Source organism: Micromonospora sp. NPDC005172 (genome assembly GCF_040608555.1).
Classification (GTDB): domain Bacteria; phylum Actinomycetota; class Actinomycetes; order Mycobacteriales; family Micromonosporaceae; genus Micromonospora.
In genome coordinates, this window is sequence record NZ_JBEXIL010000045.1 from 15,961 (window position 1) to 41,605 (window position 25,645).

24 protein-coding genes and 1 pseudogene are annotated in these 25,645 nt (G+C 71.5%); 16 read left to right on the plus strand and 9 right to left on the minus strand.

The window, feature by feature from the left end; all coding sequences use genetic code 11:
• From ABZV06_RS25230 to ABZV06_RS25240, 3 genes are read right to left on the minus strand one after another with little or no spacing between them, the layout of a single operon-like run.
• A complete protein-coding gene (locus tag ABZV06_RS25230; RefSeq protein ID WP_355244205.1) occupies window positions 1-762 on the minus strand; it encodes a metal ABC transporter ATP-binding protein in 762 nt (253 codons plus the stop codon).
• Window positions 759-1,709 carry a metal ABC transporter substrate-binding protein gene (locus ABZV06_RS25235; protein WP_355624609.1) on the minus strand — a complete coding sequence of 317 codons (951 nt, stop codon included), beginning with the start codon at window positions 1,707-1,709 and terminating at the stop codon, window positions 759-761. The genes ABZV06_RS25230 and ABZV06_RS25235 overlap by 4 nt, the downstream gene beginning before the upstream one ends.
• A 54-nt stretch (window positions 1,710-1,763) precedes the next feature.
• The gene (locus tag ABZV06_RS25240) at window positions 1,764-2,021 is read right to left on the minus strand and encodes a hypothetical protein (RefSeq protein ID WP_355244210.1); all 258 of its coding nucleotides are present in this window, start codon (window positions 2,019-2,021) and stop codon (window positions 1,764-1,766) included.
• 29 nt (window positions 2,022-2,050) lie between these two features.
• Between ABZV06_RS25240 and ABZV06_RS25245 the strand changes: the two genes are divergently transcribed.
• The 4 genes from ABZV06_RS25245 to dusB all read left to right on the plus strand — a co-directional run bounded on the left by ABZV06_RS25245 (window position 2,051) and on the right by dusB (window position 5,627).
• Window positions 2,051-2,392, plus strand: coding sequence for an antibiotic biosynthesis monooxygenase (locus ABZV06_RS25245; protein WP_355244213.1), 342 nt, complete (start codon window positions 2,051-2,053; stop codon window positions 2,390-2,392).
• Between the two features lie 24 nt (window positions 2,393-2,416).
• Entirely contained in the window at window positions 2,417-2,896 is a 480-nt protein-coding gene (locus ABZV06_RS25250; RefSeq protein WP_355244215.1) for a hypothetical protein, read from the plus strand.
• Window positions 2,897-3,010: 114 nt separating this feature from the next.
• The gene (locus ABZV06_RS25255) at window positions 3,011-4,390 is read left to right on the plus strand and encodes a glycine--tRNA ligase (protein ID WP_234587283.1); all 1,380 of its coding nucleotides are present in this window, start codon (window positions 3,011-3,013) and stop codon (window positions 4,388-4,390) included.
• Window positions 4,391-4,454: 64 nt separating this feature from the next.
• Window positions 4,455-5,627 (plus strand): tRNA dihydrouridine synthase DusB, encoded by a 1,173-nt coding sequence (gene dusB, locus ABZV06_RS25260; protein ID WP_355624611.1) that lies wholly within the window; start codon window positions 4,455-4,457, stop codon window positions 5,625-5,627.
• A 392-nt stretch (window positions 5,628-6,019) separates the two neighbouring features.
• Here dusB and ABZV06_RS25265 read toward each other — a convergent pair whose 3' ends face one another.
• Both ABZV06_RS25265 and ABZV06_RS25270 read right to left on the minus strand, forming a co-directional pair.
• Complete coding sequence (locus ABZV06_RS25265) at window positions 6,020-6,679, minus strand: C39 family peptidase (protein WP_355244222.1); 660 nt, start codon at window positions 6,677-6,679, stop codon at window positions 6,020-6,022.
• 493 nt (window positions 6,680-7,172) lie between these two features.
• Window positions 7,173-8,870, minus strand: a complete 1,698-nt coding sequence (locus tag ABZV06_RS25270; protein ID WP_355624639.1) for a beta-N-acetylhexosaminidase — start codon at window positions 8,868-8,870, stop codon at window positions 7,173-7,175.
• A 271-nt stretch (window positions 8,871-9,141) separates the two neighbouring features.
• On the opposite strand from ABZV06_RS25270, the gene ppdK reads away from it, so the two are divergent.
• From ppdK to ABZV06_RS25290, 4 genes are all read left to right on the plus strand, one after another.
• Complete coding sequence (ppdK, locus tag ABZV06_RS25275) at window positions 9,142-11,850, plus strand: pyruvate, phosphate dikinase (RefSeq protein WP_355624613.1); 2,709 nt, start codon at window positions 9,142-9,144, stop codon at window positions 11,848-11,850.
• A gap of 155 nt (window positions 11,851-12,005) precedes the next feature.
• Complete coding sequence (locus ABZV06_RS25280) at window positions 12,006-12,353, plus strand: VOC family protein (RefSeq protein ID WP_355244226.1); 348 nt, start codon at window positions 12,006-12,008, stop codon at window positions 12,351-12,353.
• Window positions 12,350-13,606, plus strand: a complete 1,257-nt coding sequence (locus ABZV06_RS25285; RefSeq protein WP_355624615.1) for a deoxyguanosinetriphosphate triphosphohydrolase — start codon at window positions 12,350-12,352, stop codon at window positions 13,604-13,606. Before ABZV06_RS25280 ends, ABZV06_RS25285 begins: the two co-directional genes overlap by 4 nt.
• A 14-nt stretch (window positions 13,607-13,620) precedes the next feature.
• Window positions 13,621-14,451, plus strand: coding sequence for a siderophore-interacting protein (locus ABZV06_RS25290; protein ID WP_355244231.1), 831 nt, complete (start codon window positions 13,621-13,623; stop codon window positions 14,449-14,451).
• 53 nt (window positions 14,452-14,504) lie between these two features.
• On the opposite strand, the gene ABZV06_RS25295 is transcribed toward ABZV06_RS25290, so the two are convergent.
• Window positions 14,505-15,701 (minus strand): low temperature requirement protein A, encoded by a 1,197-nt coding sequence (locus tag ABZV06_RS25295; protein ID WP_355624617.1) that lies wholly within the window; start codon window positions 15,699-15,701, stop codon window positions 14,505-14,507.
• A 114-nt stretch (window positions 15,702-15,815) separates the two neighbouring features.
• On the opposite strand from ABZV06_RS25295, the pseudogene dnaG reads away from it, so the two are divergent.
• Both dnaG and ABZV06_RS25305 read left to right on the plus strand, forming a co-directional pair.
• Window positions 15,816-17,718: pseudogene (dnaG, locus tag ABZV06_RS25300) on the plus strand (DNA primase).
• Complete coding sequence (locus tag ABZV06_RS25305) at window positions 17,719-18,252, plus strand: hypothetical protein (protein WP_355244237.1); 534 nt, start codon at window positions 17,719-17,721, stop codon at window positions 18,250-18,252.
• Window positions 18,253-18,261: 9 nt separating this feature from the next.
• On the opposite strand, the gene ABZV06_RS25310 is transcribed toward ABZV06_RS25305, so the two are convergent.
• Together ABZV06_RS25310 and ABZV06_RS25315 are read right to left on the minus strand one after the other, a co-directional pair.
• Window positions 18,262-19,281, minus strand: coding sequence for a TAXI family TRAP transporter solute-binding subunit (locus ABZV06_RS25310; protein ID WP_355244240.1), 1,020 nt, complete (start codon window positions 19,279-19,281; stop codon window positions 18,262-18,264).
• A complete protein-coding gene (locus ABZV06_RS25315) occupies window positions 19,278-21,359 on the minus strand; it encodes a TRAP transporter fused permease subunit (RefSeq protein WP_355624618.1) in 2,082 nt (693 codons plus the stop codon). The genes ABZV06_RS25310 and ABZV06_RS25315 overlap by 4 nt, the downstream gene beginning before the upstream one ends.
• Between ABZV06_RS25315 and ABZV06_RS25320 the strand changes: the two genes are divergently transcribed.
• Together ABZV06_RS25320 and ABZV06_RS25325 are read left to right on the plus strand one after the other, a co-directional pair.
• A complete protein-coding gene (locus ABZV06_RS25320) occupies window positions 21,358-21,687 on the plus strand; it encodes a hypothetical protein (protein WP_355624620.1) in 330 nt (109 codons plus the stop codon). The two genes, ABZV06_RS25315 and ABZV06_RS25320, sit on opposite strands and share 2 nt — an antisense overlap.
• Window positions 21,688-21,781: 94 nt before the next feature.
• A complete protein-coding gene (locus ABZV06_RS25325) occupies window positions 21,782-22,714 on the plus strand; it encodes an ABC transporter ATP-binding protein (RefSeq protein ID WP_355624622.1) in 933 nt (310 codons plus the stop codon).
• Between the two features lie 127 nt (window positions 22,715-22,841).
• Here ABZV06_RS25325 and ABZV06_RS25330 read toward each other — a convergent pair whose 3' ends face one another.
• Window positions 22,842-23,048 (minus strand): flavin reductase, encoded by a 207-nt coding sequence (locus tag ABZV06_RS25330; RefSeq protein ID WP_355244249.1) that lies wholly within the window; start codon window positions 23,046-23,048, stop codon window positions 22,842-22,844.
• A 247-nt stretch (window positions 23,049-23,295) separates the two neighbouring features.
• On the opposite strand from ABZV06_RS25330, the gene ABZV06_RS25335 reads away from it, so the two are divergent.
• From ABZV06_RS25335 to ABZV06_RS25350, 4 genes are all read left to right on the plus strand, one after another.
• Window positions 23,296-24,099: a helix-turn-helix transcriptional regulator gene (locus tag ABZV06_RS25335; RefSeq protein ID WP_355624624.1), complete on the plus strand. Its 804-nt coding sequence runs from the start codon at window positions 23,296-23,298 to the stop codon at window positions 24,097-24,099.
• Window positions 24,090-24,281: a DUF397 domain-containing protein gene (locus ABZV06_RS25340; protein WP_355624626.1), complete on the plus strand. Its 192-nt coding sequence runs from the start codon at window positions 24,090-24,092 to the stop codon at window positions 24,279-24,281. The genes ABZV06_RS25335 and ABZV06_RS25340 overlap by 10 nt, the downstream gene beginning before the upstream one ends.
• Before the next feature lie 170 nt (window positions 24,282-24,451).
• Window positions 24,452-24,646, plus strand: a complete 195-nt coding sequence (locus ABZV06_RS25345; RefSeq protein WP_355624628.1) for a DUF397 domain-containing protein — start codon at window positions 24,452-24,454, stop codon at window positions 24,644-24,646.
• A gap of 204 nt (window positions 24,647-24,850) precedes the next feature.
• Complete coding sequence (locus ABZV06_RS25350) at window positions 24,851-25,642, plus strand: ABC transporter permease (RefSeq protein WP_355244259.1); 792 nt, start codon at window positions 24,851-24,853, stop codon at window positions 25,640-25,642.
• The last annotated feature ends 3 nt before the right edge of the window (window positions 25,643-25,645 follow it).

Consider the following 25,645-nt stretch of genomic DNA (forward strand, 5'->3'; position numbering starts at 1 on the left):
TCAGTTGCTCCACAGCCCGGCGGGCTCGTCGGGACCGTGCGGGTGCACGTGGTCGTGGTCGGGCTCCGCGTGGTGGCCGGCCGGGTCCGGAACCGGGCCGTCGTGACAGATGCCGCCCTGGTGGACGACGACCGCCCGACTGATCACCGGTCGCAGCGGGCCCAGCTCGTGGGCCACCAGCAGGACCGTGCCGCCGTCGGCGACGAAGTCGCGCAACGCGCCGGCGAACGCCTCCTGGCTGGCCGCGTCCACCCCGGCGGTGGGCTCGTCGAGGATCAGCAGTTCCGGCTGGCCGGCCAGCGCGCGGGCGATCAGAGTGCGCTGCTGCTGACCGCCGGAGAGGGTGGATACCGGATCGGTGGCCCGGTCGGCGAGTCCGACCGCGTGCAGAGCCGCGTCGACGGCGACCCGGTCGGCCGCGCCGGGCGGGCGCAGGATGCCCCGGCGGGCCAGTCGACCGGAGGCCACCACCTCGCGGACGGTGGCGGGCACGCCTCCGCCGGCGCCGAGGCGCTGCGGGACGTACCCGATGCGCTGCCATTGGCGGAACTGGCGCAACGGCCGGTCGAAGAGGGTGATCGAGCCGGCGCCCAGCGGCACCAGGCCGAGGATCGCGCGAATCAGCGTGGACTTTCCGGAGCCGTTGGCGCCGAGGACCGCGACCACCTCTCCGGCGGTCACGGTGAGTGAGACGTCCTGGAGCACGGGACGGCCGTCGTAGCCGACCGCGCCGTGCTCGACGGTGATGACGGGGGTGCTCACGAGCAGCTCAACGCCGTCCGCAGGGTCTGCAGGTTGGTACGCATCACCGAAAAGTAGTCGGCGTCGCGGCCAGGGGCGAGTCCTTCGATCGGATCGAGCACCGCGGTCTTCGCGCCGACCTGGCCGGCGATCGTCTCGGCGACCTTCGGGCTGACCAGCGACTCGAAGAAGATCGTGCTGGCTCGGTGCTCCTTGGCCTCCTCGACGACCTGGGCGAGTCGCTGCGGCGAGGGCTCGACGTCGGGGCTCAGCCCGGTGATGCCGACCTGTTGGAGGCGGTAGCGGTCGGCCAGGTAGCCGAAGGCGGCGTGGCTGGTCACGATCTCCCGCCGCTGGCAGGTCGCCAGACCCTTGCTGAACTCGCCGTCGAGGGCGGTCAGGTCGGCGCGCAGGCTCGCGGCGCGGGCGGTGTACCCGGCGGTATGGCCCGGGTCGACCGTGCCGAGCTGGTGGGCGAGCTGGTCGCCGATGGCGGCGAGCCGGGTGGGGTCGAGCCAGACGTGCGGGTCCTTGGCGTGCTCGTGCCGCTTGTCGCCCTGTTCCTCTTCGCCCTCGTGGTTGTGGCCCCCGGCGCTCGCGTCCAGGAGCGGTTGCACGCTTGCCACGTCGAACACGCGGGCATCGTCGTCCTGCGCGATCGCCTCGTCCACCGCGGGCTGGAAACCCTTCAGGTAGACGATCAGTTCGGCCTCGGTGATGTCGCCGACCTGGCGTGGGCTCAGTTCCAGGTCGTGCGGCTCGGCGCCGGGCTTGGCCAGGTTGGTGACGCGGACGTCGTCACCGCCGACGCGCTCGGCGAGGAACTGGAGTGGGTAGAACGCGGCCACCACGTCGACCCGTTGGGGATCGGCGCCGGCCGGGCCACCGGTGGAGCAGCCGGCGACGGTACCGAGGGCGAGCAGGGCGGTCGCGGCGGCCAGGGCGCGGGACGTGGTGCGGTTGGTCATGTGCCCAACTGTCCGTGGTAACGACAATGATTGTCAAAAACGCATGCTTGCATGTCAGAGCAGCTTCGCCAGACCCACCGTGACCAGCAGAGTCAGCATCAGCAGCCGGATCAGCCGGGTCTGCGGCGCCTGAACCGACCACGTGGTCGCCAACAGGGCGATCAGGGCGGCGGCTAGCGCCAACGTCAGCACCCCACCCACCGCCCCCGGCGTGAAGAACGCCACCAGCACCACCACCAGGGCGAGCAGGAACACCGACGTCGGGTTCGCCCCGGCCAGACGGGCCAGCAGGGGGCGCTGCGTACGCTGCATCCCACAGACTCTACGAGGAGGAACCCCCGGTGCTGGTGACCAACCGGTTCGTGGTCGACGTCGATACCGCCGACGGCTTCACCGAACGGGCGCACGCCGCCCTCACCGCGCTCGCCGCCTGCCCCGGCTACCTGCGCGGTCAACTGGTCCGGGCCCTGGACGACCCCCGGTACTGGTCACTCGTCACCGAGTGGGAGTCGGTCGGCACCTACCGGCGGGCGCTGGGCGCCTTCGAGGTCAAGGTGAGCGCGGTGCCGCTGCTCGCCGAGTCGGTCGACGAGCCGTCCGCGTACGAGGCGCTGGCCAACGCCGCGCCCGGGGGAGCCGTGGTGGTCGCCGAGAGTGATCGGGCCGCTGGTCCTTACCGCTGAGCCGTCGGGCACTACCCTGCTCCTATGACCGCACCCGCCCCGCCGCCCGGTCCCGGTGTGGCTCCGCCGTTCGCCGCACCGCCCACCGAAGGTCGGCGGACCCGGCTCTGGATCGGCCTCGGCGTCGGCGCCCTGGCCGTGCTGCTCTGCTGTGGCGGCGGAGGCACGGCCGTCGTCGGCCTGGCCGTGAGCGGCGTGCAGGCGGTACGCGAGCAGGGCCGCACGGTGACCGGCGACTATTACCAGGCGCTCGTCGAGCACAACTACGGCAAGGCGTACGACCAGCTCTGCGACGACGCGCAGCGGCATGAGTCCCGCCCCGAGTTCGAACGGCGGGCGGCCGCCGAGCCGCAGGTCACCGGGTTCCGGGTGGGCGAGGTGGACACCACCAACCTGACCGTCGGAGTCGACGTGACCCTCGACGGCGGCGAGCGGGAACGGCAGCAGGTCAGCCTGGGCCAGGACGGTCAGACCGGCGGCATGGAGGTCTGCGGGGTGAGCTGACCCGCCCCCGGTATTCTGCTGGGCTCGGGACGCCGGTGGTCGTACCGTTGTCCCGAACCGACCGATCCATCCACATCTCGCCCCCGCCGACCGCCAGCCGGCGTAGGAGGAAACATGCCAGCCGACCGTATCGACGCCGTCGTCAGCCTCGCCAAGCGCCGAGGCTTCGTCTTCCCCTCCAGCGAGATCTACGGAGGCACCCGGTCGGCGTGGGACTACGGTCCGCTCGGCGTGGAGCTGAAGGAGAACGTCCGCCGGCAGTGGTGGAAGACCATGGTCCAGCAGCGCGACGATGTCGTCGGCCTGGACTCCGCGGTGATCCTGGCCCGCAAGGTGTGGGAGGCGTCCGGCCACATCGCCGAGTTCGTCGACCCGCTCACCGAGTGCCAGTTCTGCCACAAGCGGTTCCGGGCGGACCACATCGAGGAGGCGTACGAGGCCAAGCACGGCCACGCGCCCACCTCGCTCGCCGAGGTCAACTGCCCCAACTGCGGCAACAAGGGCACCTTCACCGAGCCGAAGATGTTCAACGGCCTGATGAAGACCTACCTGGGCCCGGTGGAGAGCGACGAGGGGATGCACTACCTGCGCCCGGAGACCGCGCAGGGCATCTTCGTCAACTACAAGAACGTCGAGACGGTCGCCCGTAAGAAGCCGCCGTTCGGCATCGCGCAGACCGGTAAGTCGTTCCGCAACGAGATCACCCCGGGCAACTTCATCTTCCGGACCCGCGAGTTCGAGCAGATGGAGATGGAGTTCTTCGTCGAGCCGGGCACCGACGAGCAGTGGCACGAGTACTGGCTCCAGGAGCGCTGGAACTGGTACCTCGACCTCGGCCTCTCGGCGGACAACCTGCGCCTGTACGAGCACCCCGCCGAGAAGCTGTCGCACTACTCGAAGCGCACCGTCGACATCGAGTACCGCTTCCAGTTCGGCGGGACCGAGTTCGCCGAGCTGGAGGGTGTCGCCAACCGCACCGACTTCGACCTCTCCACGCACAGCAAGCACTCCGGCGTCGACCTGTCGTACTTCGACCAGACCAAGGGCGAGCGCTGGATGCCGTACGTCATCGAGCCGGCCGCCGGTCTGACCCGCGCGGTGCTCGCCTTCCTGCTGGAGGCGTACGACGAGGACGAGGCGCCGAACACCAAGGGCGGCGTGGACAAGCGCACGGTGATGCGGTTCGACCCGCGACTGGCCCCGGTCAAGGTGGCGGTGCTGCCGCTGTCGCGCAACGAGGCGCTGTCGCCCAAGGCGAAGGACCTCGCCGCGCTGCTGCGCAAGCGCTGGGTGGTGGAGTTCGACGACTCGCAGGCGATCGGCCGCCGCTACCGCCGGCAGGACGAGATCGGCACCCCGTTCTGCGTGACCGTCGACTTCGACACGCTTGACGACAACGCCGTGACGGTCCGCAACCGGGACACGATGGGTCAGGAGCGCGTCTCCCTCGACCAGGTCGAGCGGTACCTGATCGAGCGCCTCCCCGGCTGCTGAGACACCGGGCACGGGGCCTCGGCCGACGCGATAAGCGCCGGTCGGGGCCCCGTACACTTGTGCGGTGACCGCCTCGACCGTGCCCGTGCTGCGCCCGTTGACCCTCGGGCCCTACGAGGTGTCGCCGCCGGTGGTGCTCGCGCCGATGGCCGGGATCACCAACATCGGCTTCCGTCGGCTCTGCCGCGAGCAGGGCGGCGGCATCTACGTCTGCGAGATGATCACGACCCGGGCGCTCGTCGAGCGGAACCCGAAGACGCTGCGCATGATCGCGTTCGGCGACGACGAGCAGCCGCGCAGCCTCCAGCTCTACGGCACCGACCCGGACGTCACCGCCGCCGCCGTGCGGATCGTCGTCGAACGCAACCTGGCCGACCACATCGACCTCAACTTCGGCTGCCCCGTACCCAAGGTCACCCGGCGGGGTGGCGGCGCGGCGCTGCCGTGGCGGCGCCGGCTCTTCGCCCGCCTGGTGAAGGCCGCGGTGGACGCCGCGGCACCCTCCGGGGTGCCGGTCACGGTCAAGATGCGCAAGGGCATCGACGACGACCACCTGACGTACGTCGAAGCGGGGCTCGCCGCGCAGGAGGCCGGCGTGGCAGCGGTGGCCCTGCACGGGCGGACGGCCTCGCAGCGCTACTCGGGCACCGCCGACTGGGACGCGATCGCCACGTTGAAGCAGGCGTTGGACGTGCCGGTGCTCGGCAACGGCGACATCTGGGAGGCGGACGACGCGTTGCGGATGGTCGCCCACACCGGCGTCGACGGCGTGGTCGTCGGTCGCGGCTGCCTGGGCCGGCCGTGGCTCTTCGCCGACCTGGAGGCCGCCTTCAACGGTCGGCCGGAGCGGCGGCTGCCCACCCTCGGTGAGGTGGCGGTGACCATGCGCCGGCACGCCGAGCTGCTTGTCGACCAGTTCGTGGCCGGCGCCCGCAACCCGGCCCGGGGTGAGCGGGACGGCTGCACCGACTTCCGCAAGCACGTCGCCTGGTACCTGAAGGGCTTCCCGGTCGGCGGCGAGCTGCGCCGCTCGCTGGCGATGATCGAGAGCCTGGCCCAGCTCGACGACCTGCTCGGCAAGCTCGACCCGGCGGAGCCCTTCCCGCTGACCGCCCTGGGGCAGCCGCGCGGCCGTACCAACTCGCCGGGCAAGGTCGCCCTCCCGGACGGCTGGCTGGCCAGCCGGGACGACGACACCGTCCCCGAGGGCGCCGAGATGGACGACTCCGGCGGCTGACCGGTGGCCGGTCCCGGATGGATCACCGACCTAGAAGCTGTTTCTCCCAGGTCGCCGCCTCGATGGCGCTTGGTCCCGCCTCGGTCGCGCTTGGTCGCGCCTGGTTCCAGCCGGGCGCACACTGATTCGTCTACGACATCAGCTCTAAAGGACCCGTGACACCACCAACGGGCCCTCGCCCGACCGCTCGTCGCCAAGATCCGCGCAACATCGGGGTTGTTGCTGTCTTGAGCGTGTCGGAGGCAGCAACAACGGGGAAGTTGCTCGGATCTTGGGCGCGGGGCGCGGGGCGCGGGGCGCGGGGCGCGGGGCGCGGGGCGACGTGACCTGGGCATGCCGAAGGGCCGGACCCGTGGTGGGGTCCGGCCCTTGTCGGTGGTGCGGGTCGCGGGTCAGCTGGTGGCGTAGCCGCGGGTGGCGATCCAGTCGGCCAGGTGCTCGATGGTGATCTGGTACGAGGCGGTGTCCGGGTTGGCGGAGTCGGCGATCGTGACGACGTTGCCGTTGTCGCGGTAGCCGGTCACGCTGATGTAGTGCCCGCCCTCGTAGGAGTGGGTGTTGCCGTCGGTGTCGGTGCTGGTGCCGGCGATGTTGGCGACCACGGCCCGACCGTCGTCCACGGTCTTGACCACGTCGGCGCGCAGCGTGTCGGTCTGCTTGGCGTCAGCGTCCGGGCTGCTGATCTCCACCGACCGGTAGGCGTCGGCCTTGCCGGTCTCCTTGTTCAGCACCGGGGTGATGTCGTTGATCGAGTTGGTGCCGGCCTCGGTGGTGCCCATCTCCTTGGCCATGGCGTCCACGTCGATGTTCTTACCCTGCACGCTCAGCGCGTTACGGGTGGCGGCGGGGCCGCAGTAGAAGAAGTTCGGCTGCGCCTCGTAGCGCACGCCGAGCTCCCGCTCACCGTGACCCTTGCGGTCGGACACCGTCTGGGTGGTGGGCTTGGCGTCGGCCATGGCGTACGCGGCGGTCACCGGGCCGGCGATCGCTCCACCGGTGAAGGCGAGGCCAGCGGCGGTCAGGGCGGTCTTGCGAATCAGATCGGTACGCATGATGGCGTGCTCCTCTGCTTCATCGGGGGATACGCGACGACACACCGGGGGGTGTGCCGGGCGGAACGTTCACGGGGACCGGCCCGGCGACCCGACAGGGCCTGCTCGGGGTTGTCCCGGAGGGTGGTGCAACGGTCCGGGCCAGGGGATCATTCCCGCCGGGGGACCGGGGACGGCCGGTGGTACTCGGCCGTGCGGAGATGTAACGGCGCCGGCCCGGCGGGTGTTCCCGGGAGCCGCGACCCGGGGTCACGGCGGCATGTGAGGTATGACGATCCCGCCCCACCCGCGATTCCGCCGCCGGGGTGGCCGTCCGCCACGGGACGATCGCACCGAAACCACCCAAACCACCCACCGGGACCGGACTTGCGCGTCAACCGGGTTGATCGACTCGACGTCGGGGATATCGGGGCATCCCGGCGTGCGGGACACCCCGATATCGGTGGACCCGAGTCGATCATGGCCGGTTGGCGGCCTCGGGGTACCGCGCCGTTCAGCGGGGTGTCGGGTCCACCGCAGCGGCGGGGCGTTGGCCCGGGATGGTCGGAGTGGCCGGCCAGGGGACCTCGGGGCTGCGGTGGAAGGTGATGCCGGCGGTGGACCAGCGCGGTCCGTGCCCGGCCAGGCGTTCGCGGAAACCGGCCCAGTCGTGTGTCGCACGGGGTGACCAGCCCAGCTCGGCGATGGCGGGCAGCCGGGGAAGCAGCAGGAATTCGATGTCGGCGAGCGAGGTGACCGATTCGGTCCACAGCGGGGCCTCCACCCCGAGTACGGCCGTGGTGGGCACGTCGGTGACGTGTGTGCCCGGGTCCCAGTCGTACGCGCGGCGCACGTCGATCAGGCCGGCCCAGTCGTGTCCGATCCGGGTGTCCTCGGCGTACTTCATGTCCAGGTAGGCGTGGTTGCCGGGGGAGACGATCAGACGAGCGCCCCGGCGGACGGCGTCGGCGGTGGCGGGGTCGGCGGCGTCCGTGCCCCACCATTGCAGGACCCGTCCGTCGACGTGTGCGGCCGGGGCGAGCTGGTGCCAGCCCACGACGGTCTTGCCGGTGTCGGCGACGATCCGTTGCGCCCTCTCCACGAAACCGGTGTAGACCTCGCCCTTGACCTTGAACGCCTCGTCGCCGCCGATGTGCAGCCATGGCCCCGGGGTGAGGGCGGCGACCTCGCCGAGCACGTCGGTGACGAAGTCGTACGTGCGCTCGTCGGCCGGGTCGACGTAGCTGAAACCGACCTCGGTGCCGGTGTACGGCGGCGGCGCGACCTTGTCCGGTGCCAGCTCCGGGTACGCGACGAGCGCCGCGTTGGTGTGGCCGGGCAGGTCGATCTCCGGGACGAGGGTGACGTGCCGGGCGGACGCGTACGAGACGATCCGCCGGTAGTCGTCCTTGGTGTAGTGCCCGCCCGGGCCGTCGCCGACCTCGCTCGCGCCGCTGACGGTGGCCAGCCTCGGCCAGGAGTCGACGGCGATGCGCCAGCCCTGGTCGTCGGTGAGGTGCAGGTGCAGGTGGTTGAGCTTGTAGCGGGCCAGGTGGTCGACCACCCGTAGGACGTCCTCGACGGCGAAGAAGTGTCGCGCCACGTCGAGCATCGCGCCCCGGTACGGGAAGCGGGGACGGTCGAGGATCGTGCCGCCGGGCAGCGCCCAGCGGCCGGCCACCGGGGTCGGGCTCTCCACGGCGGCGGGGAGCAACTGCCGGAGCGTCTGGACGCCGTAGAAGAGACCGGCGGTGGTCTCGGCGACGACGCGCACCCCGCTGCTGCCCACGTCGAGCCGGTAGCCCTCCGCCCCGAGGTCGGCGCTTCCGCCGGTGGTGGCCGGGGGCGGCGGGGTCGTGCCGGCCAGGGTGAGCGTCATCGGGCCGGCCGGGTCGACTGCGAGCGCGTCGGCGACGGGCAGCGGGAGTCCGGTCGCCGGTCGGAGCAGCTCGGCAAGGTGGTCGGCCACCTCCCGGGCGCCCGGGTGCGTGGTGACCCGGATGGCCGTGTCCCCGGCGAGCACGAACGTCGTCCCGGGGTCCGCTTCGAGGAGTTCCGGTGCCGGTACGACGTCGTCGAGGCGTACCGGCGGGGCGAGCAGGTCGTCGCCGGCCGTTCGGGCGGCGAGCGCCGCCAGGTCGCCGGCCTCCGGCTCGTGCGGGTGCAGGACGGCAGCGTCGGCGGTGGTCGGATCGGGCGTGGGGGAGGAGATTCCGAGGGTGGACACGACGGCTCCGGAAGGGGTTATTTCGCGTCGGATATGGCAAAAGCGAGCTTCGGTAAATCAGTGTCGTCAACAATACGAGGACCGGGGAAATTGCGTGATCGTGCGCGTGGAAGCGTTCCCAGAAACCGGTACGAACACGGATAGTCGTGACGGCTGTGCCTATTGTCACCGAACGGTCCCAGGTCACCCGATCTTCGCTTAACCTTTCGCCCTGAACCTTCGTTAAGTGTCAATCCGGCGCGCGTGGGAGGCTCTGGTGGCAGCGCAAGAGACCGACGATCACAAGTACGTCTACGACTTCTCCGAGGGCAACAAGGACCTCAAGGACCTGCTCGGGGGCAAGGGCGCCAACCTCGCCGAGATGACCAACCTCGGCCTGCCCGTACCGCCCGGCTTCACCATCACCACCGAGGCGTGCCAGGCGTACCTCGCGACCGGCCGGGAGCCCGACGGCCTCGCCGGTCAGATCGAGGCGCACCTCCAGGCGCTGGAGCGGGAGATGGGCAAGCGGCTCGGCGACCCGGGAGACCCGCTGCTGGTGTCCGTCCGGTCCGGTGCGAAGTTCTCCATGCCCGGCATGATGGAGACCGTTCTCAACGTCGGCCTCAACGACCAGAGCGTGGTGGGACTCGCCGCGCAGGCCGGCCAGAACGACCGCTTCGCCTGGGACTCGTACCGCCGGCTCATCCAGATGTTCGGCAAGACCGTCTGCGAGGTGCCGGGCGAGGAGTTCGAGCACGCCCTCGACGAGGTCAAGAGCGCCAGGGGTACGCAGAACGACCTGGACCTGGACGCGGACGACCTGCGGGGGCTCGTCGACGCGTACAAGAAGATCTTCGTCAAGCACACCGGCCGGGAGTTCCCGCAGCAGCCGCGTGAGCAGCTCGACCTGGCGATCCGGGCCGTCTTCGAGTCGTGGAACGCCGAGCGCGCGGTGCTCTACCGTCGCCAGGAGCGCATCCCGGCCGACCTCGGCACCGCGGTCAACGTGGTGACAATGGTCTTCGGCAACCTCGGCCCCGACTCCGGCACCGGTGTCGCGTTCACCCGCGACCCGGGCAGCGGGGCGCAGGGCATCTACGGCGACTACCTGGCCAACGCCCAGGGCGAGGACGTCGTCGCCGGCATCCGCAACACCGTGCCGTTGCAGGAGTTGGAGCGGCTGGACAAGTCCTCCTACGACGAGCTGCTGTCGATCATGGCTCGGTTGGAGGAGCACTACCGGGATCTGTGCGACATCGAGTTCACCATCGAGCGCGGCAAGCTGTGGATGTTGCAGACGCGGGTGGGCAAGCGAACGGCCGCGGCCGCGTTCGTCATCGCCGGGCAGCTCGTCGACGAGGGCCTGATCGACGAGGACGAGGCGCTGCACCGGGTCAACGGGGCGCAGCTCGCCCAGCTCATGTTCCCCCGCTTCGAGCTCGACCACGAGTTCGAGGCGGTCGCCACGGGCATCGGCGCCTCGCCCGGCGCGGCGTCCGGTGCGGTCGTCTTCACCTCCGCGCGGGCCGTCGAGCTGGCCGCCGAGGGGAAGTCGGTGATCCTGGTCCGCCGGGAGACCAACCCGGACGACCTGAACGGCATGATCGCCGCGCAGGGCATCCTGACCTCGCGCGGCGGCAAGACCAGCCATGCCGCAGTGGTGGCCCGGGGCATGGGCAAGACCTGTGTCTCCGGCGCGGACGAGATCGACGTGAACGTGCCGGCGAAACGGTTCACCGTGGCCGGGCGGACCGTCACCGAGGGCGACGTCGTCTCCATCGACGGCACCACCGGCAAGGTCTACCTGGGTGAGGTGCCGGTCATGCCGTCCGAGGTCGTGCAGTACTTCGAGGGCAGCCTCGACGCCGAGCACGTCGACAATCCGCTGGTGCGAGCCGTACACCGGATCATGACGCACGCCGACGGGAAGCGGCGGCTGACGGTCCGGACGAACGCCGACACCGGCGCGGACGCGGCCCGGGCCCGGCGCTTCGGCGCCGAGGGCATCGGGCTGTGCCGCACCGAGCACATGTTCCTCGGCGATCGGCGGGAGCTTGTCGAGCGGCTGATCCTGGCCCGCGCCCCGGGCGAGCGGGAGGCGGCGCTGGCGGCGCTGTTGCCGTTGCAGCGGGCCGACTTCGAGGAGATCTTCCGGGAGATGGACGGCCTGCCGGTCACCGTCCGGCTCATCGACCCGCCGCTGCACGAGTTCCTGCCGCCGTTGGAGCAGCTCGCGGTCAACGTGGCGGTCGCGCAGGAGCGCGGCGAGGACGTGGCCAAGGAGGAGGCGCTGCTCGCCGCCGTCCGGCGGATGCACGAGGAGAACCCGATGCTCGGGCTGCGGGGCGTACGCCTCGGCCTGGTCATCCCCGGCCTGTTCGCGATGCAGGTCCGGGCCATCGCCGAGGCCGCCGTCGCGGTCGTCCGCGCGGGCGGCGTCGCCCGACCCGAGATCATGGTGCCGCTGGTCGGGGCCGTGCAGGAGTTGGAGACGGTACGCGCCGAGGCCGAGAAGATCATCGCCGAGGTGGTCGGGGACAGCGGTGTCGAGGTGCTGATCGGCACGATGATCGAGGTGCCCCGGGCGGCGCTGACCGCCGGCCAGATCGCGGAGGCCGCCGAGTTCTTCTCGTTCGGCACCAACGACCTGACGCAGATGGGCTGGGGCTTCTCCCGCGACGACGTCGAGGGTGCCTTCTTCTGGCGCTACCTGGAGCTGGGCATCTTCGGCATCTCGCCGTTCGAGTCGATCGACCGTGACGGCGTCGGCCGGTTGATCCGGATCGCCGCCGAGGAGGGCCGGGCCGCCCGGCCGGGGCTGAAACTCGGTATCTGCGGTGAGCACGGTGGCGACCCCGACTCGGTGCACTTCTTCCACGAGGTCGGGCTGGACTACGTGTCCTGCTCGCCGTTCCGCGTGCCGGTGGCACGCCTGGAAGCCGGCCGGGCGGCCGTGGAGACCGACGGCTCGGACAGTCGCTGACGCGCGGCACGGCGGCGGCCCGGGGGACCGGGCCGCCGCTGGCGTTCGCCACCCGCCGAAGGGTCGGGGGCGCATCAGGAGGCCGCGACGGGCGTAACCTTGGCTCGCTCGCAAACGGCTGATTGTGCACGCCGTCGAACGGGAAGGGTGACTGAATGACAAGCGTCTGGGAGAGCCTCACCGTCGACGCCCGCGATCCGGCGCGGCTGGCCCGCTGGTGGGCCGAGGCGCTCGGCTATCAGATCGTCACCGAGAAGCCGAGCGGCGTGGAGATCCGCCAGTCCGCGGATCGGACCCCCGCCATCTTCTTCGGCCCGGTGGCCGAGGGCAAGGTGCGCAAGAACCGGCTGCACCTCGACCTGCGCCCGGCCGACCGGGAGGCCGAGGTCGAGCGTCTGGTCGACATGGGCGCCCGGCACGTGGACATCGGCCAGGGCGACGTGCAGTGGACGGTGCTCGCCGACCCGGAGGGCAACGAGTTCTGCGTGTTACCTGAGCAGTGAGCAGCGATCCCGCCGATCGGTTGGTGGTGGAGCCGCCGAAGGACACCGGCCACCGTCGGTCGCCGTACGAGCGTGACCGTGCCCGGGTGCTGCACTCGGCCGCGTTCCGCCGGTTGGCCACCAAGACGCAGGTGCACACCGCCGGCACCGACGACTTCCTGCGTACGCGGCTGACGCACTCGTTGGAGGTGGCCCAGATCGCCCGTGAGATGGGTGCCCGGTTGGGCTGCGACCCGGACGTCGTCGACGTCGCCGGGCTCGCCCACGACCTGGGGCATCCGCCGTTCGGGCACAACGGCGAGGCCGCGCTGGACCTGCTCGCGACGCCCTGCGGCGGCTTCGAGGGCAACGCGCAGACACTGCGGGTGCTGACCCGGTTGGAGGCGAAGGTGCTCGCCCCGGACGGGTCGTCCGCCGGGCTGAACCTGACCCGGGCGTCGCTCGACGCGATCGGCAAGTATCCCTGGCCGCGCCGCCCGGGGCAGCGCAAGTTCGGGGTGTACGCCGACGACACGGCGGTCTTCGAGTGGCTCCGGGCCGGTGCGCCCGGCGACCGGCGCTGCCTGGAGGCGCAGGTGATGGACTGGGCCGACGACGTCGCGTACTCGGTGCACGACGTCGAGGACGGCATCCACGGCGGGTACGTCACACTGCGTCCGCTGCTCACCGACGCCGACGAACGGGCCGCGCTCTGTGCCGACGTGGCCGCCACGTACTCGGGGGAGTCCCCGGGCGACCTGGCCGAGGTGCTGGTCGCGTTGCTGGCCGAGGTGCTGCTCGCCCCGCTCGCCGCGTACGACGGCAGCCACCGCGCCCAGGTCGCGTTGAAGGCCACCACAAGTGGCCTGACCGGCCGGTTCGTGTCGGCGGCGGTGGCGGCCACGGAGGAGCGGTACGGGCCGGGCCCGCACCGTCGGTACGCCGCCGATCTGGTGGTGCCGAGGCTGGTCCGGGCGCAGTGTGCGCTGCTCAAGGGCATCGCCCTGCGCTACGTGATGCGGCGCAGCGGCTTTCGGGGTCGCTACGAGCAGCAGCGGACGATGTTGGCCGAACTGGTGGCCGCGCTCGTCCGGCGGGCACCGGACGGGCTCGACCCGATCTTCGCTCCGCTGTGGCGGGCCGCGCCGGATGACGCGGCCCGGTTGCGGGTCGTGATCGACCAGGTCGCCTCGCTCACCGACCCGGCGGCGGTGAGCTGGCACACGCGTCTGGTCGGCGACGGCGCACCGATGGCGGGCACCTCGACAACTTAGGTTAACCTAAGTGCATGACGGAACGCCCCAGGAACGTCACCTCGGTCCAGGTGCTGCGCACCGAGCGACCCACCCCGCACCTGATCCGGCTCGTCCTCGGCGGCGACGAGCTGGCCGGCCTGCCGGTGGGCGAGTTCACCGACCACTACATCAAGCTGGTCTTTCCGCACGCCGGCGTCGCGTACCCGCAGCCGCTGGACCTCGCCGCGATCCGCCGCGACATGCCCCGCGAGCAGTGGCCCCGGCTGCGGGCGTACACCGTGCGACGGTGGGACCCGCTGGCCGGGGAGCTGACCGTGGACGTGGTGTACCACGGCGACGAGGGGCTGGCCGGCCCGTGGGCCGCAGCGCTGCGGCCGGGCGATCCGGTGCACTTCGTCGGCCCCGGCGGGGCGTACGCGCCGGACCCGGACGCGGACTGGCACCTCCTGGTCGGCGACGAGAGCGCCCTCCCGGCGATCGCCGCCGCCCTGGAACGGCTGCCGCTGGGCGCGCCGGCACACGTCTTCGTGGAGATCGCCGACCCGGCGGACGAGCAGAAGCTGCTCAGCCCCGGAGCGGTCACGCTCACCTGGCTGCACCGCGGCGAACGCCCGGTGGGCGAGGCACTTGTCGACGCGGTGCGCGCGCTGGAGTTCCCGGCCGGTCAGGTGCACGCCTTCGTGCACGGCGAAGCGGCCTTCGTCCGGGACCTGCGCCGACTGCTGCGCGGCGAGCGCGGGGTGCCCCTCGACCGGCTCTCCATCTCCGGCTACTGGCGGCGGGGCATGGACGACGAGGGCTGGCGCTCCTCGAAGGCCGACTGGAACCGGCAGGTCGCCGCCGAGGAGCCGGCCGCCGCCTGAGCGCCGATGAGCTGAGCGCCGTTGAGCTGGCCGCCGCGTGAGGGTCGGCCAGCTCAGTCCTCGGCCGTCGCGGTGAGTCGTCGGGTGAGCAGCACCGCGTACCCGACGACCGCCACGGAGAGCAGGGCCAGCATCAGCTTCGTCCCGTGCACCGCCGCGGTGATGAGGATGGCCGAGCCCACGCCGTAGCCGGCGATGCCCAGACGACCGATGCTCGGCCGGTTCCACACCGAGTGCAGCGCCAGCCCGCAGAGCATCCAGACGGTGAGCGAGGCGGCCAGCAGGAGCCGCAGCTCCATCGGCAGCCGGACCACCTCGTCGTCGGCCAGCCGGACCATCTGCCCGAGCGCCCAGCCGAGCAGCAGGAGCGCGCCGCCGAGCGGGATGTGCAGGTAGGCGTACGTCTGGCCGCCGCGCAGCCGTCGCTGTGACTCGCGGGTGGTGACGAACGTGGTGTAGACCCACCAGACGGCCGCCGGCACCAGGAAGGCCAGTCCCGCCGTGACGATCATGTGCGGCCGGGGATGGTCGGGCACCGCGAAGAGGAGGCTGGCCAGCGCGCTGCCCAGCACGATGATGGTGAACTGCCCGATCCGTTCCGGCAGGTGCTGGTCGTCGACCGGAAACCGGTTCAGCCAGCGCTTGCCGACCCACGGGGTGGCCAGCTCGATGAGCATCGCGACGATCCACAACGTCGGGCGCGTGTCGGTGGGTGCGGCCAGCGAGGCCAGCCAGATCAGCCAGCCCGACCCGAAGCCGAGCAGGTAGATCGTGGTCACCGTACGGGACATCGGGCCGGTCGGCCGGGCGCGGACGTACAGCAGGAGCAGCACGCCCCGCACGATCAGGTAGCCCACCGGCAGGAGCACGCTCTCCGGCACCTCGTCCACCCCGAGCGTGATCGTCCCCGCGCCGACCAGCGCGACCAGCACCAGGATCCGGTGCGGTACGTCGTCCGGGTCGAAGCGGGTGTCGTAGAACACCTGGCCCAACCAGGCCCACTGGACCACGACGAAGAGCCCCAGCACGGCCAGCACGGCGCTCGGCGACGGGGTGGGATCGTCGCCCAACCGGCGTGTCACCGCCGCCAGCGCGTACACGAAGATGAGGTCGAGGAACAGCTCCAGCCAGGTTGCGTGCCGTTCGCCGGCCTCGCCGGCCCCGTCGGCCTGCGGGCCCCGCCCCCGTATCCGCAGCCGGCCGGCCAACCAGTCCGGTGGTCGGGGCCTGTTGGCGCGTACCCTGCCCATCTGGTCATGGTCCCCGCGCGGACCCGCCGGCCGGGCCGGAACGGGCGAGTCCGACGGCGGCCCCCGCCACACCGGCGTCCCCCGGAGGGCGTGTCGTCGGTCCGGCAGGGCAGGATGTACGGCGAGGGGGTGGCGCATGGCTGGGCGGATCCGGGACGAGGACATCGCGCTGGTCCGGGAACGCACCTCGATCGGGGACGTGATCTCCGAGACGGTCACCCTGAAGTCCGCCGGTGGCGGCAACCTCAAGGGCCTGTGCCCGTTCCACGACGAGAAGAGCCCGTCGTTCAACGTCTCGCCGGCCCGCAACGTCTGGTACTGCTTCGGCTGCGGGGCCGGCGGCGACGCGATCAAGTTCCTGATGGACGCGGAGCACCTCAGCTTCGTCGAGTCCGTCGAGCGGTTGGCCGGGCGCGCCGGCATCCAGCTCCGCTACGTCGAGGACGACCGGAGCGCCCCGCGTCCGCGCCCGCAGCAGGGCCAGCGTCAACGTCTGGTCGCCGCGCACGCCGCCGCTGTGGAGTTCTACCGGGCGCAGCTCAGCACCGCCGGGGCCCGGCCGGCACGGGAGTTCCTGGCCCGACGGGGCTTCGACCGGGCAGCCGCCGAGCGCTACGGGTGCGGGTTCGCGCCGGAGGGCTGGGACCTGCTCACCAAGCACCTCCGTCAGCAGGGCTTCACCCACCAGGAGCTGGTCACCGCTGGGCTGTCCCGGGAGGCCCGCTCCGGCAGCCTGATCGACAGGTTCCGCCGCCGGCTGCTCTGGCCGATCCGCGATCTGGCGGGCGACGTGATCGGCTTCGGGGCGCGCAAGCTCTTCGACGACGACGACGGCCCGAAGTACCTGAACACCCCCGAGACGCCGATCTACAAGAAGTCGCACGTGCTCTACGGCCTCGACCAGGCCAAGCGGGAGATCGCCAAGCAGGGCCGTGTGGTCGTCGTCGAGGGCTACACCGACGTGATGGCCTGTCACCTGGCCGACGTGCCGACGGCGGTGGCGACCTGCGGCACCGCGTTCGGCGCGGACCACATCGGGGTGCTGCGCCGGCTCCTGCTGGACACCGACTCGGTGGCCGGCGAGATCATCTTCACCTTCGACGGGGACGCCGCCGGCCAGAAGGCGGCGCTGCGCGCGTTCGGCGACGACCAGCGCTTCGTCGGGCGGACGTTCATCGCCGTCAGCCCCGACAACATGGACCCGTGTGAGCTGCGCCTGGCCAAGGGTGACCTGGCCGTGCGCGACCTGGTCGCCCGCCGCGAACCGCTCGTCGACTTCGCGCTGCGGCACGAGATCAGCCGCTTCGACCTGGACACCGTCGACGGCCGGGTGGAGGCCATGCGCCGGGCCGCGCCGCTTGTCGCGCAACTCAAAGACCGGGAAAAGCGCCCCGAGTACGTCCGCAAGCTCGCCATGGACCTCGGGATGGAGATCGAGCCGGTGCAGCGGGCCGTGCTCGCCGCCGCGAACACTCCGCCGTCCGGTGGCCGGGACGCCGCGCCCGCCGCCCGGCCCGCCCCGACCCGCCCCGAGGTGTCGGTGGACAGTCCGCAGTCGATGGTCGAGCGCGAGGCGTTGAAGCTCGCCCTGCAACAGCCGGTGCTGGCCGGGCCGATGTTCGACGCGATCGAGGCCAACGAATATCGCCACCCGCTGCACGTGGCCGTGCGGGCGGCCGTCGCCGAGGCCGGCGGCGTGGCGTCGGCGACCGGTGGCGCGGTCTGGATCGAGAAGGTCCGCGACGCCTGCGACGACCTGGCCGCCGCGGCGCTGGTCGGTGAGCTGGCCGTGGAGCCGCTGCGCATCGACGGCGAGCCCGACCCGCGCTACGTGTCGATCACCATGGCCCGGGTGCAGTTCGGGTCGGTGACGGCCCGCATCCGTGATCTGAAGTCGCGGATCCAGCGGATCAACCCGGTCAACAACAAGGACGAGTACTTCGCCGCCTTCGGGGAGCTGCTGTCACTGGAACAGCACGCCCGGGCGCTGCGCGAGCAGGCCGCGGGAGGGCTCTAGATGGGACTGTTCAGCCGTAAGCCGAAGCTGCCTCCGGCCGACCGGCCGCCGTTGGCCGCCGACGAGCGTGTACTCGCGTGGGCGGCGGTCGGCAACGGCGAGGGCGACGGCGTGGTCGTGGCCAGCAACCTCGGGCTGTGGCTGCCCGGGCGCGGGCACCGCATCGGCTGGCACGACCTGATCAAGGCGGTCTGGTCGGGCCGGGAGCTGACCGTCACGCCCGCCGAGACCGTCGTCGAGCGCGACGGCTACCTCGTGGTCGCCGACGGGCCGGCCGAGACGTACCTGCTGCTCGACCCCGGTGAGCTGCCGCACCAGGTACGGGCCCGGGTGACGCGTTCCGTCGCGTACACCGAACACCACCCGGTGCCCGGCGGCGCGGCGCGCGTCGTGGCCCGCCGGGTGGCCGGCGTGGACGGTCTGACCTGGACGGTCCGACCCGACCCCGGCACCCCGGCGGACGACGAAGCCCTGCTCGCCGAGACCGACCGTCTGGTCAGCGCGGCGCGCGCCGCCACCGCGCCGGCCGACTGAACGGCCGGGTCACCGCGCGCCGAGGTCGTTCAACGCCTTCTCGGCGCCCCGGTGCAGCGGCACCGGCAGGGTCCTGCGGGCCTTATCCAGCGAGATTCCCTTGGCCGCCGGATTGGCCTGGGCCAGGACGTCGCGCTTGTCGAACACCGTCCGGGTGATCGCGCAGGCGACGTTGGCGTCCAGGTCCTTGCGGACCAGCAGCACGTTGGGCACGACGATGGTCGGGGTGTCGGTCGCCGTCCGGTACACGTCCCGACCGATCGTGCCGCTCTGGTAGCCGGGGCTCAACGCGGTCAGCTTCGGCAGCAGCGGCGAGATGTCGACGAACGTCACCGTGTCGCCGGCGGTGGTGAACAGGTCCGTCACGCCGGTGGTGGGCAGGCCACCGGACCAGAAGAAGCCGTCGATGCTGCCGTCCTTGACGCCGTCGACAGTCTTCGCGAGGTCGAGTCGCTGCGCCCGGACGTCCTTGGCCGGGTCGAGTCCGGCGGCCTCCAGTAGCCGGTTCGCGATCACCTCCGTGCCGGACTTCGGGGAGCCCGTGGAGATCCGCTTGCCGCGCATGCCGGCCACCGAGGTGATCTGAGAATTCTTGCGGACCACCACCTGCGTGTAGTTGTCGTAGAGGCGGGCCAACGCCTGCACCGGCTGCGGCGCGTTGAAGCTGCCCTTGCCCTCGACCGCGTTGACCGCCGTGTCGAAAAGCGAGAACGCCACGTCGTACTGGCCGCCGACCAACTGCTCGACGTTCTGCACCGACGCGCCGGTCTCGGCGGCGGTGCCGGTGAGCTTGCCGCCTGTCGCACCGGAGAGCTGCCCGGCCAGGGCGTTGCCGACGCCGTAGTAGACGCCCGTCGAGTTGCCGGTGGCGATGCCCACGCGGGTCTCCCGGGCCACCTCGCAGGTGACCGCGCTGGCCGTGTCGTCCTCGGCCGCGCCGCCCTTCTGCCCTCCGCAGCCGGTGACGCCCGTCAGGACGAGGGCGAGCGCGCTCACACCCGCCGCGAGTCGTACGTCGATTCGTCTCACAGTCTCTCCTCAACAGGATGGGGCGATGATCGGTCGGCGGATCGGCGGCGCAGGAAAACACCCGTCGCCGCGACAGCGGCCAGCGCCGCGCCGAGGGCGACCGGCACGGGTTCGAGCCAGAGCAGCGTGACCCCGCCGAGCGCGCCGAGCACCCGCTCCGGCGCGCCGGCCGGGCCCACACCGGGCAGCCAGCCACCGGCGGCGACGGCGAGTACCGCCACGCTGAGCGCGGTGACCACGGCGGCGACGGCGATCCGCCCGACACCGCCGATGCCGAGCAGGCCCAGCCCGGTCGGGGTGATGACGAACGCGATCGGGGTCAGGTACGCCGGCAGCGCGTACCGCAGGGTCTGCCACATGGTCGGCACCAGCCGGCCCCCGGTGACGGCGGCGGCGGCCACGGCCGCGAGCGCGGTCGGCGGGGACACCTCGGACAGCACGGCGAAGTAGAAGACGAACATCGCCGCGGCGGGCGCGGCCACGCCCAGGTCGAGCAGGGCCGGGCCGACGATCACCCACCCGATCACGAACGAGGCGGTGACCGGCACGGCCAGGCCCAGCAGGCTGAGGGCGACGGCGGCGAGAAGCGCCGTCAGCACCAGGACCAGCGTCGGGTCCGAGGTGGCCGCCTGCGCCCCGCCGATCAGCAGTGCCGCCGCCTGCGGCCCGAGACCGGTCTTCGTGGTGGTCGCCGTGATGATGCCGGCGGCGGCGCAGACAGCGGTGACGGCGAGGACCCCGCGTACGCCGGTGACCAGCGCGGTCGCCAGCCGGGCCGGGGTGAGCCGGTGCGTGCGGTCCAGCCACGACAACGCGGCGGTGAGGACGATGGCGAAGACCACGGCCCTCGTCGCGGAGACACCGACCGCGAGGAACACGATGATCGCGATCAACGAGGCGAAGTGGTAGCCGAACCGGCCCAGCAACCGCCACGGCGAGCCGACGTCGAGCACGACCGGTCGTACGCCGGACCGGCGGGCGTCGATCTCCACGGAGAGCAGGATGCCCAGGTAGTAGAGCACCGTCGGCACCGTGGCCCAGCCCAGCACCGCGAGGTACGAGACGCCCAGGTACTCGGCGATGATGAACGCCGCCGCACCCAGGGTGGGCGGGGAGAGGATCGCGCCAACGCCCGCCGCAGCCAGCATGCCGCCGGCACGTTCCGGGGGATAGCCGGCGCGACGCAGCAGCGGCCAGGTGACCGCGCCGATGCTCACCGTCGTCGCCGCGCCGGAGCCGGAGACCGTACCGAGCAGGAAGCCCGAGGCCACCGCCGTCCGACCGGCGGCGGTACGGGAGCGACGGAACGCGGCGGCGGACAGGTCGACGAAGAACCGCCCGGCCCCGGACAGCTCCAGCACCGCCCCGTAGATGGTGAACAGCACGATGTACGACGCGGCCACGTCCAGCGGGGTGCCGTAGAAGCCGCTGTCGGAGTTGTAGAACGCGTCGACGAGTTGACTGAAGTCGAGCCCGGCGTGCGCGACCGGCCAGGACTGCGGCAGCAACCCGCCGTAGTAGCCGTACCCGAGGAACAGCAGGCAGACCGCCGGCAGGATCCAACCGGTCGTACGTCGGCACGCCTCCAGCAGCAGGAGCAGCAGCACGGTGCCGAGCACCAGGTCGGTCGGCGCGAGCAGGCCCTGCCGATCGAGGAACGCGTTGTAGCCGCCGCCACCCGTGCCGATCGTGATCGGCAGGACGGGGTAGAGGCAGGCCGCCACGGTCAGGGCGAACAGCAGCCAGTCGACGACGGTGGGCCGGGTGCTGCCGGTGCGCTCGGTGTGGTCGGTGTCGTCGGCGCGGTCGGTTTGGTCGGCGCGGTGGGCGTCGTCGTCGCGTCGTCGTGGTCTGCGCAGACGGGCCCAGCGCGGCAGGTCGGCCGGGTAGGCGAGGAAGACCAGCGGCAGCACTCCGGCCAGGAAGATGATCAAATAGTATTTGCTGCCCTGCGCAAGCGGACGGAACACCTGCCAGAGGGCCAGCGCGCCGACCGCCAACGCGACCGTGCCGAGGAGCAGAGCCGCCGGCCCGGACAGCACCCGCCCGGGCTTCTCGTCCTCGAACTGGGCCGCCATGTCCCGGGTCGCGCGCTCGGCCGCCTCGGCCGGTCCGTGGGCCTTCGCCGGTAACGAGGTCTCGGCCGGTGGGCGTGGTCGGGGCGGCCCGTCGCCGGTGCTCGTGGCGGCTGTGCCGCTGGCCTTCGTGGCGGGTTCGCCGCTGGCCTTCGTGGCGGGTTCGCCGGCGGCCTTTGTGGCGGGTTCGTCGCTGGCCTTTGCGGCGGGTTCGTCGGCGGCTTTCGTGGCAGGTCCGTCGGCGGATGAGTTGGCTGCTCGGGCGGCTGACGGCGGGCCATCGGGCGAGCTGACGGGCGACACAAGGGGACGATACCTGTCGATCAGCTGATCCGGTGCGGCATTGATCGGCGTTTCGTTCCCGGCGGGTCTGCCGCGGCGTATTTGCGTGGAGGGGTGTCGGACCCGGCGGTTAGGGTCGGGCGGTGACTACCGGGCGACCACTGATTCGGGCTCGTGGGCTGGTGAAGCGGTTCGGTGACTTCACCGCCGTGGACGGCATCGACGTCGAGGTGCAGTCGGGTGAGGCGTTCGGTCTCCTCGGACCGAACGGCGCGGGCAAGTCGTCCACCATGCGCATGATCGGCTGCACCTCCCCACCGAGTGACGGGGAGCTGCGCATCCTCGACCTGGACCCGGTGGCCGACGGGCCGGCGATCCGGGCCCGCCTCGGCGTGTGCCCCCAGCTCGACAACCTCGACCCGGAGCTGACCGTTCGGGAGAACCTGACCGTCTATGCCCGCTACTTCGGCATCTCCCGGCGGGCGGCGCGGGCGCGTGCCGACGAACTGCTCGACTTCGTCCAGCTCACCGAGCGCGCCGACAGCAGGGTCGATCCGCTCTCCGGCGGGATGAAGCGCCGCCTGACCATCGCCCGTGCCCTGGTCAACGACCCGGACATCGTGCTGCTCGACGAGCCGACCACCGGGCTCGACCCGCAGGCCCGGCACCTGGTGTGGGAGCGTCTGTTCCGGCTCAAGCAGCAGGGCGTCACGCTGGTGCTCACCACGCACTACATGGACGAGGCCGAGCAGCTCTGCGACCGGCTGGTGGTGATGGACGGTGGGCGGATCGTCGCCGAGGGCTCACCCCGCGCACTGATCGCACGACACTCCACCCGCGAGGTGGTCGAGCTGCGCTTCGCCGCCGAGTCGCAGGCGCCGTTCGCCGACAAGCTCGACGGGCTGGGGGAGCGGGTCGAGGTGCTGCCCGACCGGGTCCTGCTCTACGTACCGGACGGCGACGCGGCGGTCACCGAGGTGACCGCGTTGGGGTTGCAGCCGGCCAACGTGCTGGTGCGGCGCAGCAGCCTGGAGGACGTCTTCCTGCACCTCACCGGCCGCACCCTCGTCGACTGAAGCGCCGCGATTGGCGGCCGGTGTGGTCGAGCCGGGCCGATCGGCGGCCGGTGCGGGTGAGCCGGGGCGATCGGTGGTTGCCCAGCGGCATTCATGCCGGCGTGTCGTGCTGGTGAGCAGCCAACGATCATCGCGCTCTGGCCCAGCTGAGGAAGCGGTCGGTCAGTCGGTCGCTGTCCGGGAGGTCGCCGGCCGCCTCGTCGAGCAGCGTCGCGAGGTAGACCAGCAGGCCGGTCCGGTTCTCGCGGTACTCGCCGAGCAGCGCCAGCCGTGCCGGCGAGCACGGCCACGCCGCGCCGCAGACCCGGCAGCGCCACGACGGACGCGCCGCCACGTGTGGACGGTAGCGGGGCATCGGCGCCTCCCCTGGTCGTAGCCGGTGTGCTCGATGGGTGGGAGCGCCCCGGATCGGGGGTCACGGGGCGCTCCCGGCCTGGTTCCGCCCGCCGTCCGTTCCCGTGAGCGGTTCCGCTGCGTGACAGTCTGGTGATGGTCCGACTACGGTGGGAGGTTCCGCGCGCCGACGACAGGCGCGTACGAGGGTCGGCCCGGCACGGTACGAAGATGTACGGAGGTTGTCCGTGGAGAGTTCGTCCATGCTGGAGCACTTCGCGGAGGAGCTACGGCTGGCCCGGGCAGCCGGCGGCCTGTCCCAGGCGGCGCTCGCCGAGGCGTTGAGCTACTCGGGTGCGCTGGTCGCCAAGGTGGAGACCTCCGAGCGCCGGCCGAGCCTGGACTTCGCACGTCGCTGTGACGTCGTGCTCGCGGCCGACGGCAGGTTCGAACGCATCCAACGGCGGATCAGCCGGGAGACCGTCGTGCCGTGGTTCCGCGACTGGGCGGGCATCGAGCAGGAGACCACGGCACTGCGGTGGTTCGAGCCGCTGTGTGTGCCGGGCCTCTTGCAGACCGAGGGGTACGCCCGGGCTCTGCTGACCGGTGGCGGGCTCTTCGCTCCGGATGAGATCGAGCAGCACGTGGTGACGAGACTGGACCGACAGGGCCTACTCACTCGGGATCGGCCGCCATTGATCACTTCGTTGATCGATGAGCATGTGCTGCGCCGAGACGTCGGTGGGCCGGCAGTGATGCGCGAGCAGATTCAGCACCTCGTGAAACTCGGCTCGGCATTTCCAAGGGTGCGCATCCAGGTAGTGCCGACCAGTGCCGGTGCCTACGCTGGACTCGGCGGGCCCTTCGTTATCGCCTCGTCGCCAGAGGGGGAGGACCTGGTCTACCTCGCTGGGCAGCGCCACGGGCAGGTCATCGACCGGTCCGACTATGTCCGGCAGATGGTCGAGGTGTGGGAGTCCATTCGGGGTGAGGCACTATCGCACGGGCAGTCCCTCGATCTGATGGCGGAAGTGGCGGAGACATGGATGTGACCGGCGCTCGGTGGCGCAGGAGCAGTCGCAGCGGCCCGGACGGTGGCAACTGTGTGGAGGTGGCCGACAACCTTTCGGGGCTGGTGGCCGTACGTGATTCGAAGGACCCGGATGGCCCGGTGCTCGTCTTCGAGCCCGAGGCGTGGCGCGCGTTCGTCGGCCTCGGTGTCGGTGTCCGATAGGTCGCTGGACGGTCGCGCGGCCCGCACAGTCCCAAGGTCCACTCGGCTTCCCGCAAACCGGGGCGTCTGCGGGATCGGAACGCACCGCTTTACGGGAAATCGAGTTGATCTGCCATGAGGCACTGTCGCAGCAGTAACCATTCGACAAAAGCGCAGGAAGTGGCGGAGACATGGAGCTGACCGGCGCTCGGTGGCGCAAGAGCACTCGCAGCAACGGCAGCGGTGGCAACTGCGTGGAGGTCGCGGACAATCTGCCGGAGGTCGTGGCCGTTCGTGACTCCAAGGACCCGGGCGGGCCGATGCTGGTCTTTCCGCCCGACGCGTGGCGCGCCTTCGTCGGGTCCGGCGCCGCCCGGAGGGTGTGATCCACACCAGGTCGCCGATGTGGGGGTGTCCGGGCGATGGGATGCCGCCACATCGGGGATCTGGAGTGGATCGTCGCGCGGGAGAGCCGCTGGCACGGCGCGTGGAGCCGCCGAAACCCCGGCGACACGTCGACGGGGTCGCCGTAGGGTGGCCGGGCGACGTGTCGTACCCCGGGGGTAGGAAGGTCGGGGACGGGGGTGGTCATGGTGGGTGTGGCGGAGCGGGCGCGGGCGCCGTGGGCGCCGGCGGCCGCGGTGTTCGGCTACTACCTGGTGGGGCTGCGCCGCACCTGGCGGGCCGGGGTCTTCTCGTCGTTCCTCCTGCCGCTGCTGACCGTGCTCGGCTTCGGTGTGGGCGTCGGGGGCTACATCGACCAGGGTGTCGGCGGCGTGCCCTACCTCGACTGGCTGGTCCCCGGGCTGATCGCCTCGACCGCGCTCCAGGTGACCGTGGGTGACTCGACGTGGCCGGTGTTCAGCAACTTCCAGTGGATCAAGAGCTACCAGGCGCAGAGCGCGTCGCCGCTGCGCGTGGGCGACATCCTGGCCGGGCACCTGGCCTTCGTGCTGTTCCGGGTGGTCACCTCGATCGCGGTGTTCCTGCTGGTGACCGGGTTGTTCGGGGCGTTGCGCTCACCGTGGGCGGTGGTCACCCTGCCGGTGGTGGCGTTGCTCGGGCTGGCCGTGGCCGCGCCGACCTTCGCCTACGCCGCGGTGGTGTCCAGTGACAGTTGGCTGGCGATGCTGTTCCGGTTCGCGGTCATCCCGATGAGCCTGTTCGCCGGGGTGTTCTTCCCGGTCGAGTCGCTGCCCGAGGCGTTGCGGTGGCTGGCGTACGCGACGCCGCTCTGGCATGCGGTCGACCTGTGCCGGGCGGCCACGCTCGGTGTCGCCCCACAGTGGTCGATCGTCGGTCACCTGCTCTACCTGGCCGCCTGGGCGGTCGCCGGGTGGCTGCTCGCGCTGCGCACCTTCCGCCGCAAGCTCGTCGTCTAGGGG

Excerpts from the sequence above, each read along its gene's own strand:
- ABZV06_RS25235 (WP_355624609.1), bottom strand. The coding sequence starts at position 1,709 with ATGACCAACCGCACCACGTCCCGCGCCCTGGCCGCCGCGACCGCCCTG.
- ABZV06_RS25240 (WP_355244210.1), bottom strand. The coding sequence starts at position 2,021 with ATGCAGCGTACGCAGCGCCCCCTGCTGGCCCGTCTGGCCGGGGCGAAC.
- ABZV06_RS25250 (WP_355244215.1), top strand. The coding sequence starts at position 2,417 with ATGACCGCACCCGCCCCGCCGCCCGGTCCCGGTGTGGCTCCGCCGTTC.
- ABZV06_RS25255 (WP_234587283.1), top strand. The coding sequence starts at position 3,011 with ATGCCAGCCGACCGTATCGACGCCGTCGTCAGCCTCGCCAAGCGCCGA.
- ABZV06_RS25265 (WP_355244222.1), bottom strand. The coding sequence starts at position 6,679 with ATGCGTACCGATCTGATTCGCAAGACCGCCCTGACCGCCGCTGGCCTC.
- ABZV06_RS25280 (WP_355244226.1), top strand. The coding sequence starts at position 12,006 with ATGACAAGCGTCTGGGAGAGCCTCACCGTCGACGCCCGCGATCCGGCG.
- ABZV06_RS25290 (WP_355244231.1), top strand. The coding sequence starts at position 13,621 with ATGACGGAACGCCCCAGGAACGTCACCTCGGTCCAGGTGCTGCGCACC.
- ABZV06_RS25295 (WP_355624617.1), bottom strand. The coding sequence starts at position 15,701 with ATGGGCAGGGTACGCGCCAACAGGCCCCGACCACCGGACTGGTTGGCC.
- ABZV06_RS25305 (WP_355244237.1), top strand. The coding sequence starts at position 17,719 with ATGGGACTGTTCAGCCGTAAGCCGAAGCTGCCTCCGGCCGACCGGCCG.
- ABZV06_RS25320 (WP_355624620.1), top strand. The coding sequence starts at position 21,358 with ATGTCCCGGGTCGCGCGCTCGGCCGCCTCGGCCGGTCCGTGGGCCTTC.
- ABZV06_RS25315 (WP_355624618.1), bottom strand. The coding sequence starts at position 21,359 with ATGGCGGCCCAGTTCGAGGACGAGAAGCCCGGGCGGGTGCTGTCCGGG.
- ABZV06_RS25340 (WP_355624626.1), top strand. The coding sequence starts at position 24,090 with ATGGATGTGACCGGCGCTCGGTGGCGCAGGAGCAGTCGCAGCGGCCCG.
- ABZV06_RS25345 (WP_355624628.1), top strand. The coding sequence starts at position 24,452 with ATGGAGCTGACCGGCGCTCGGTGGCGCAAGAGCACTCGCAGCAACGGC.
- ABZV06_RS25350 (WP_355244259.1), top strand. The coding sequence starts at position 24,851 with ATGGTGGGTGTGGCGGAGCGGGCGCGGGCGCCGTGGGCGCCGGCGGCC.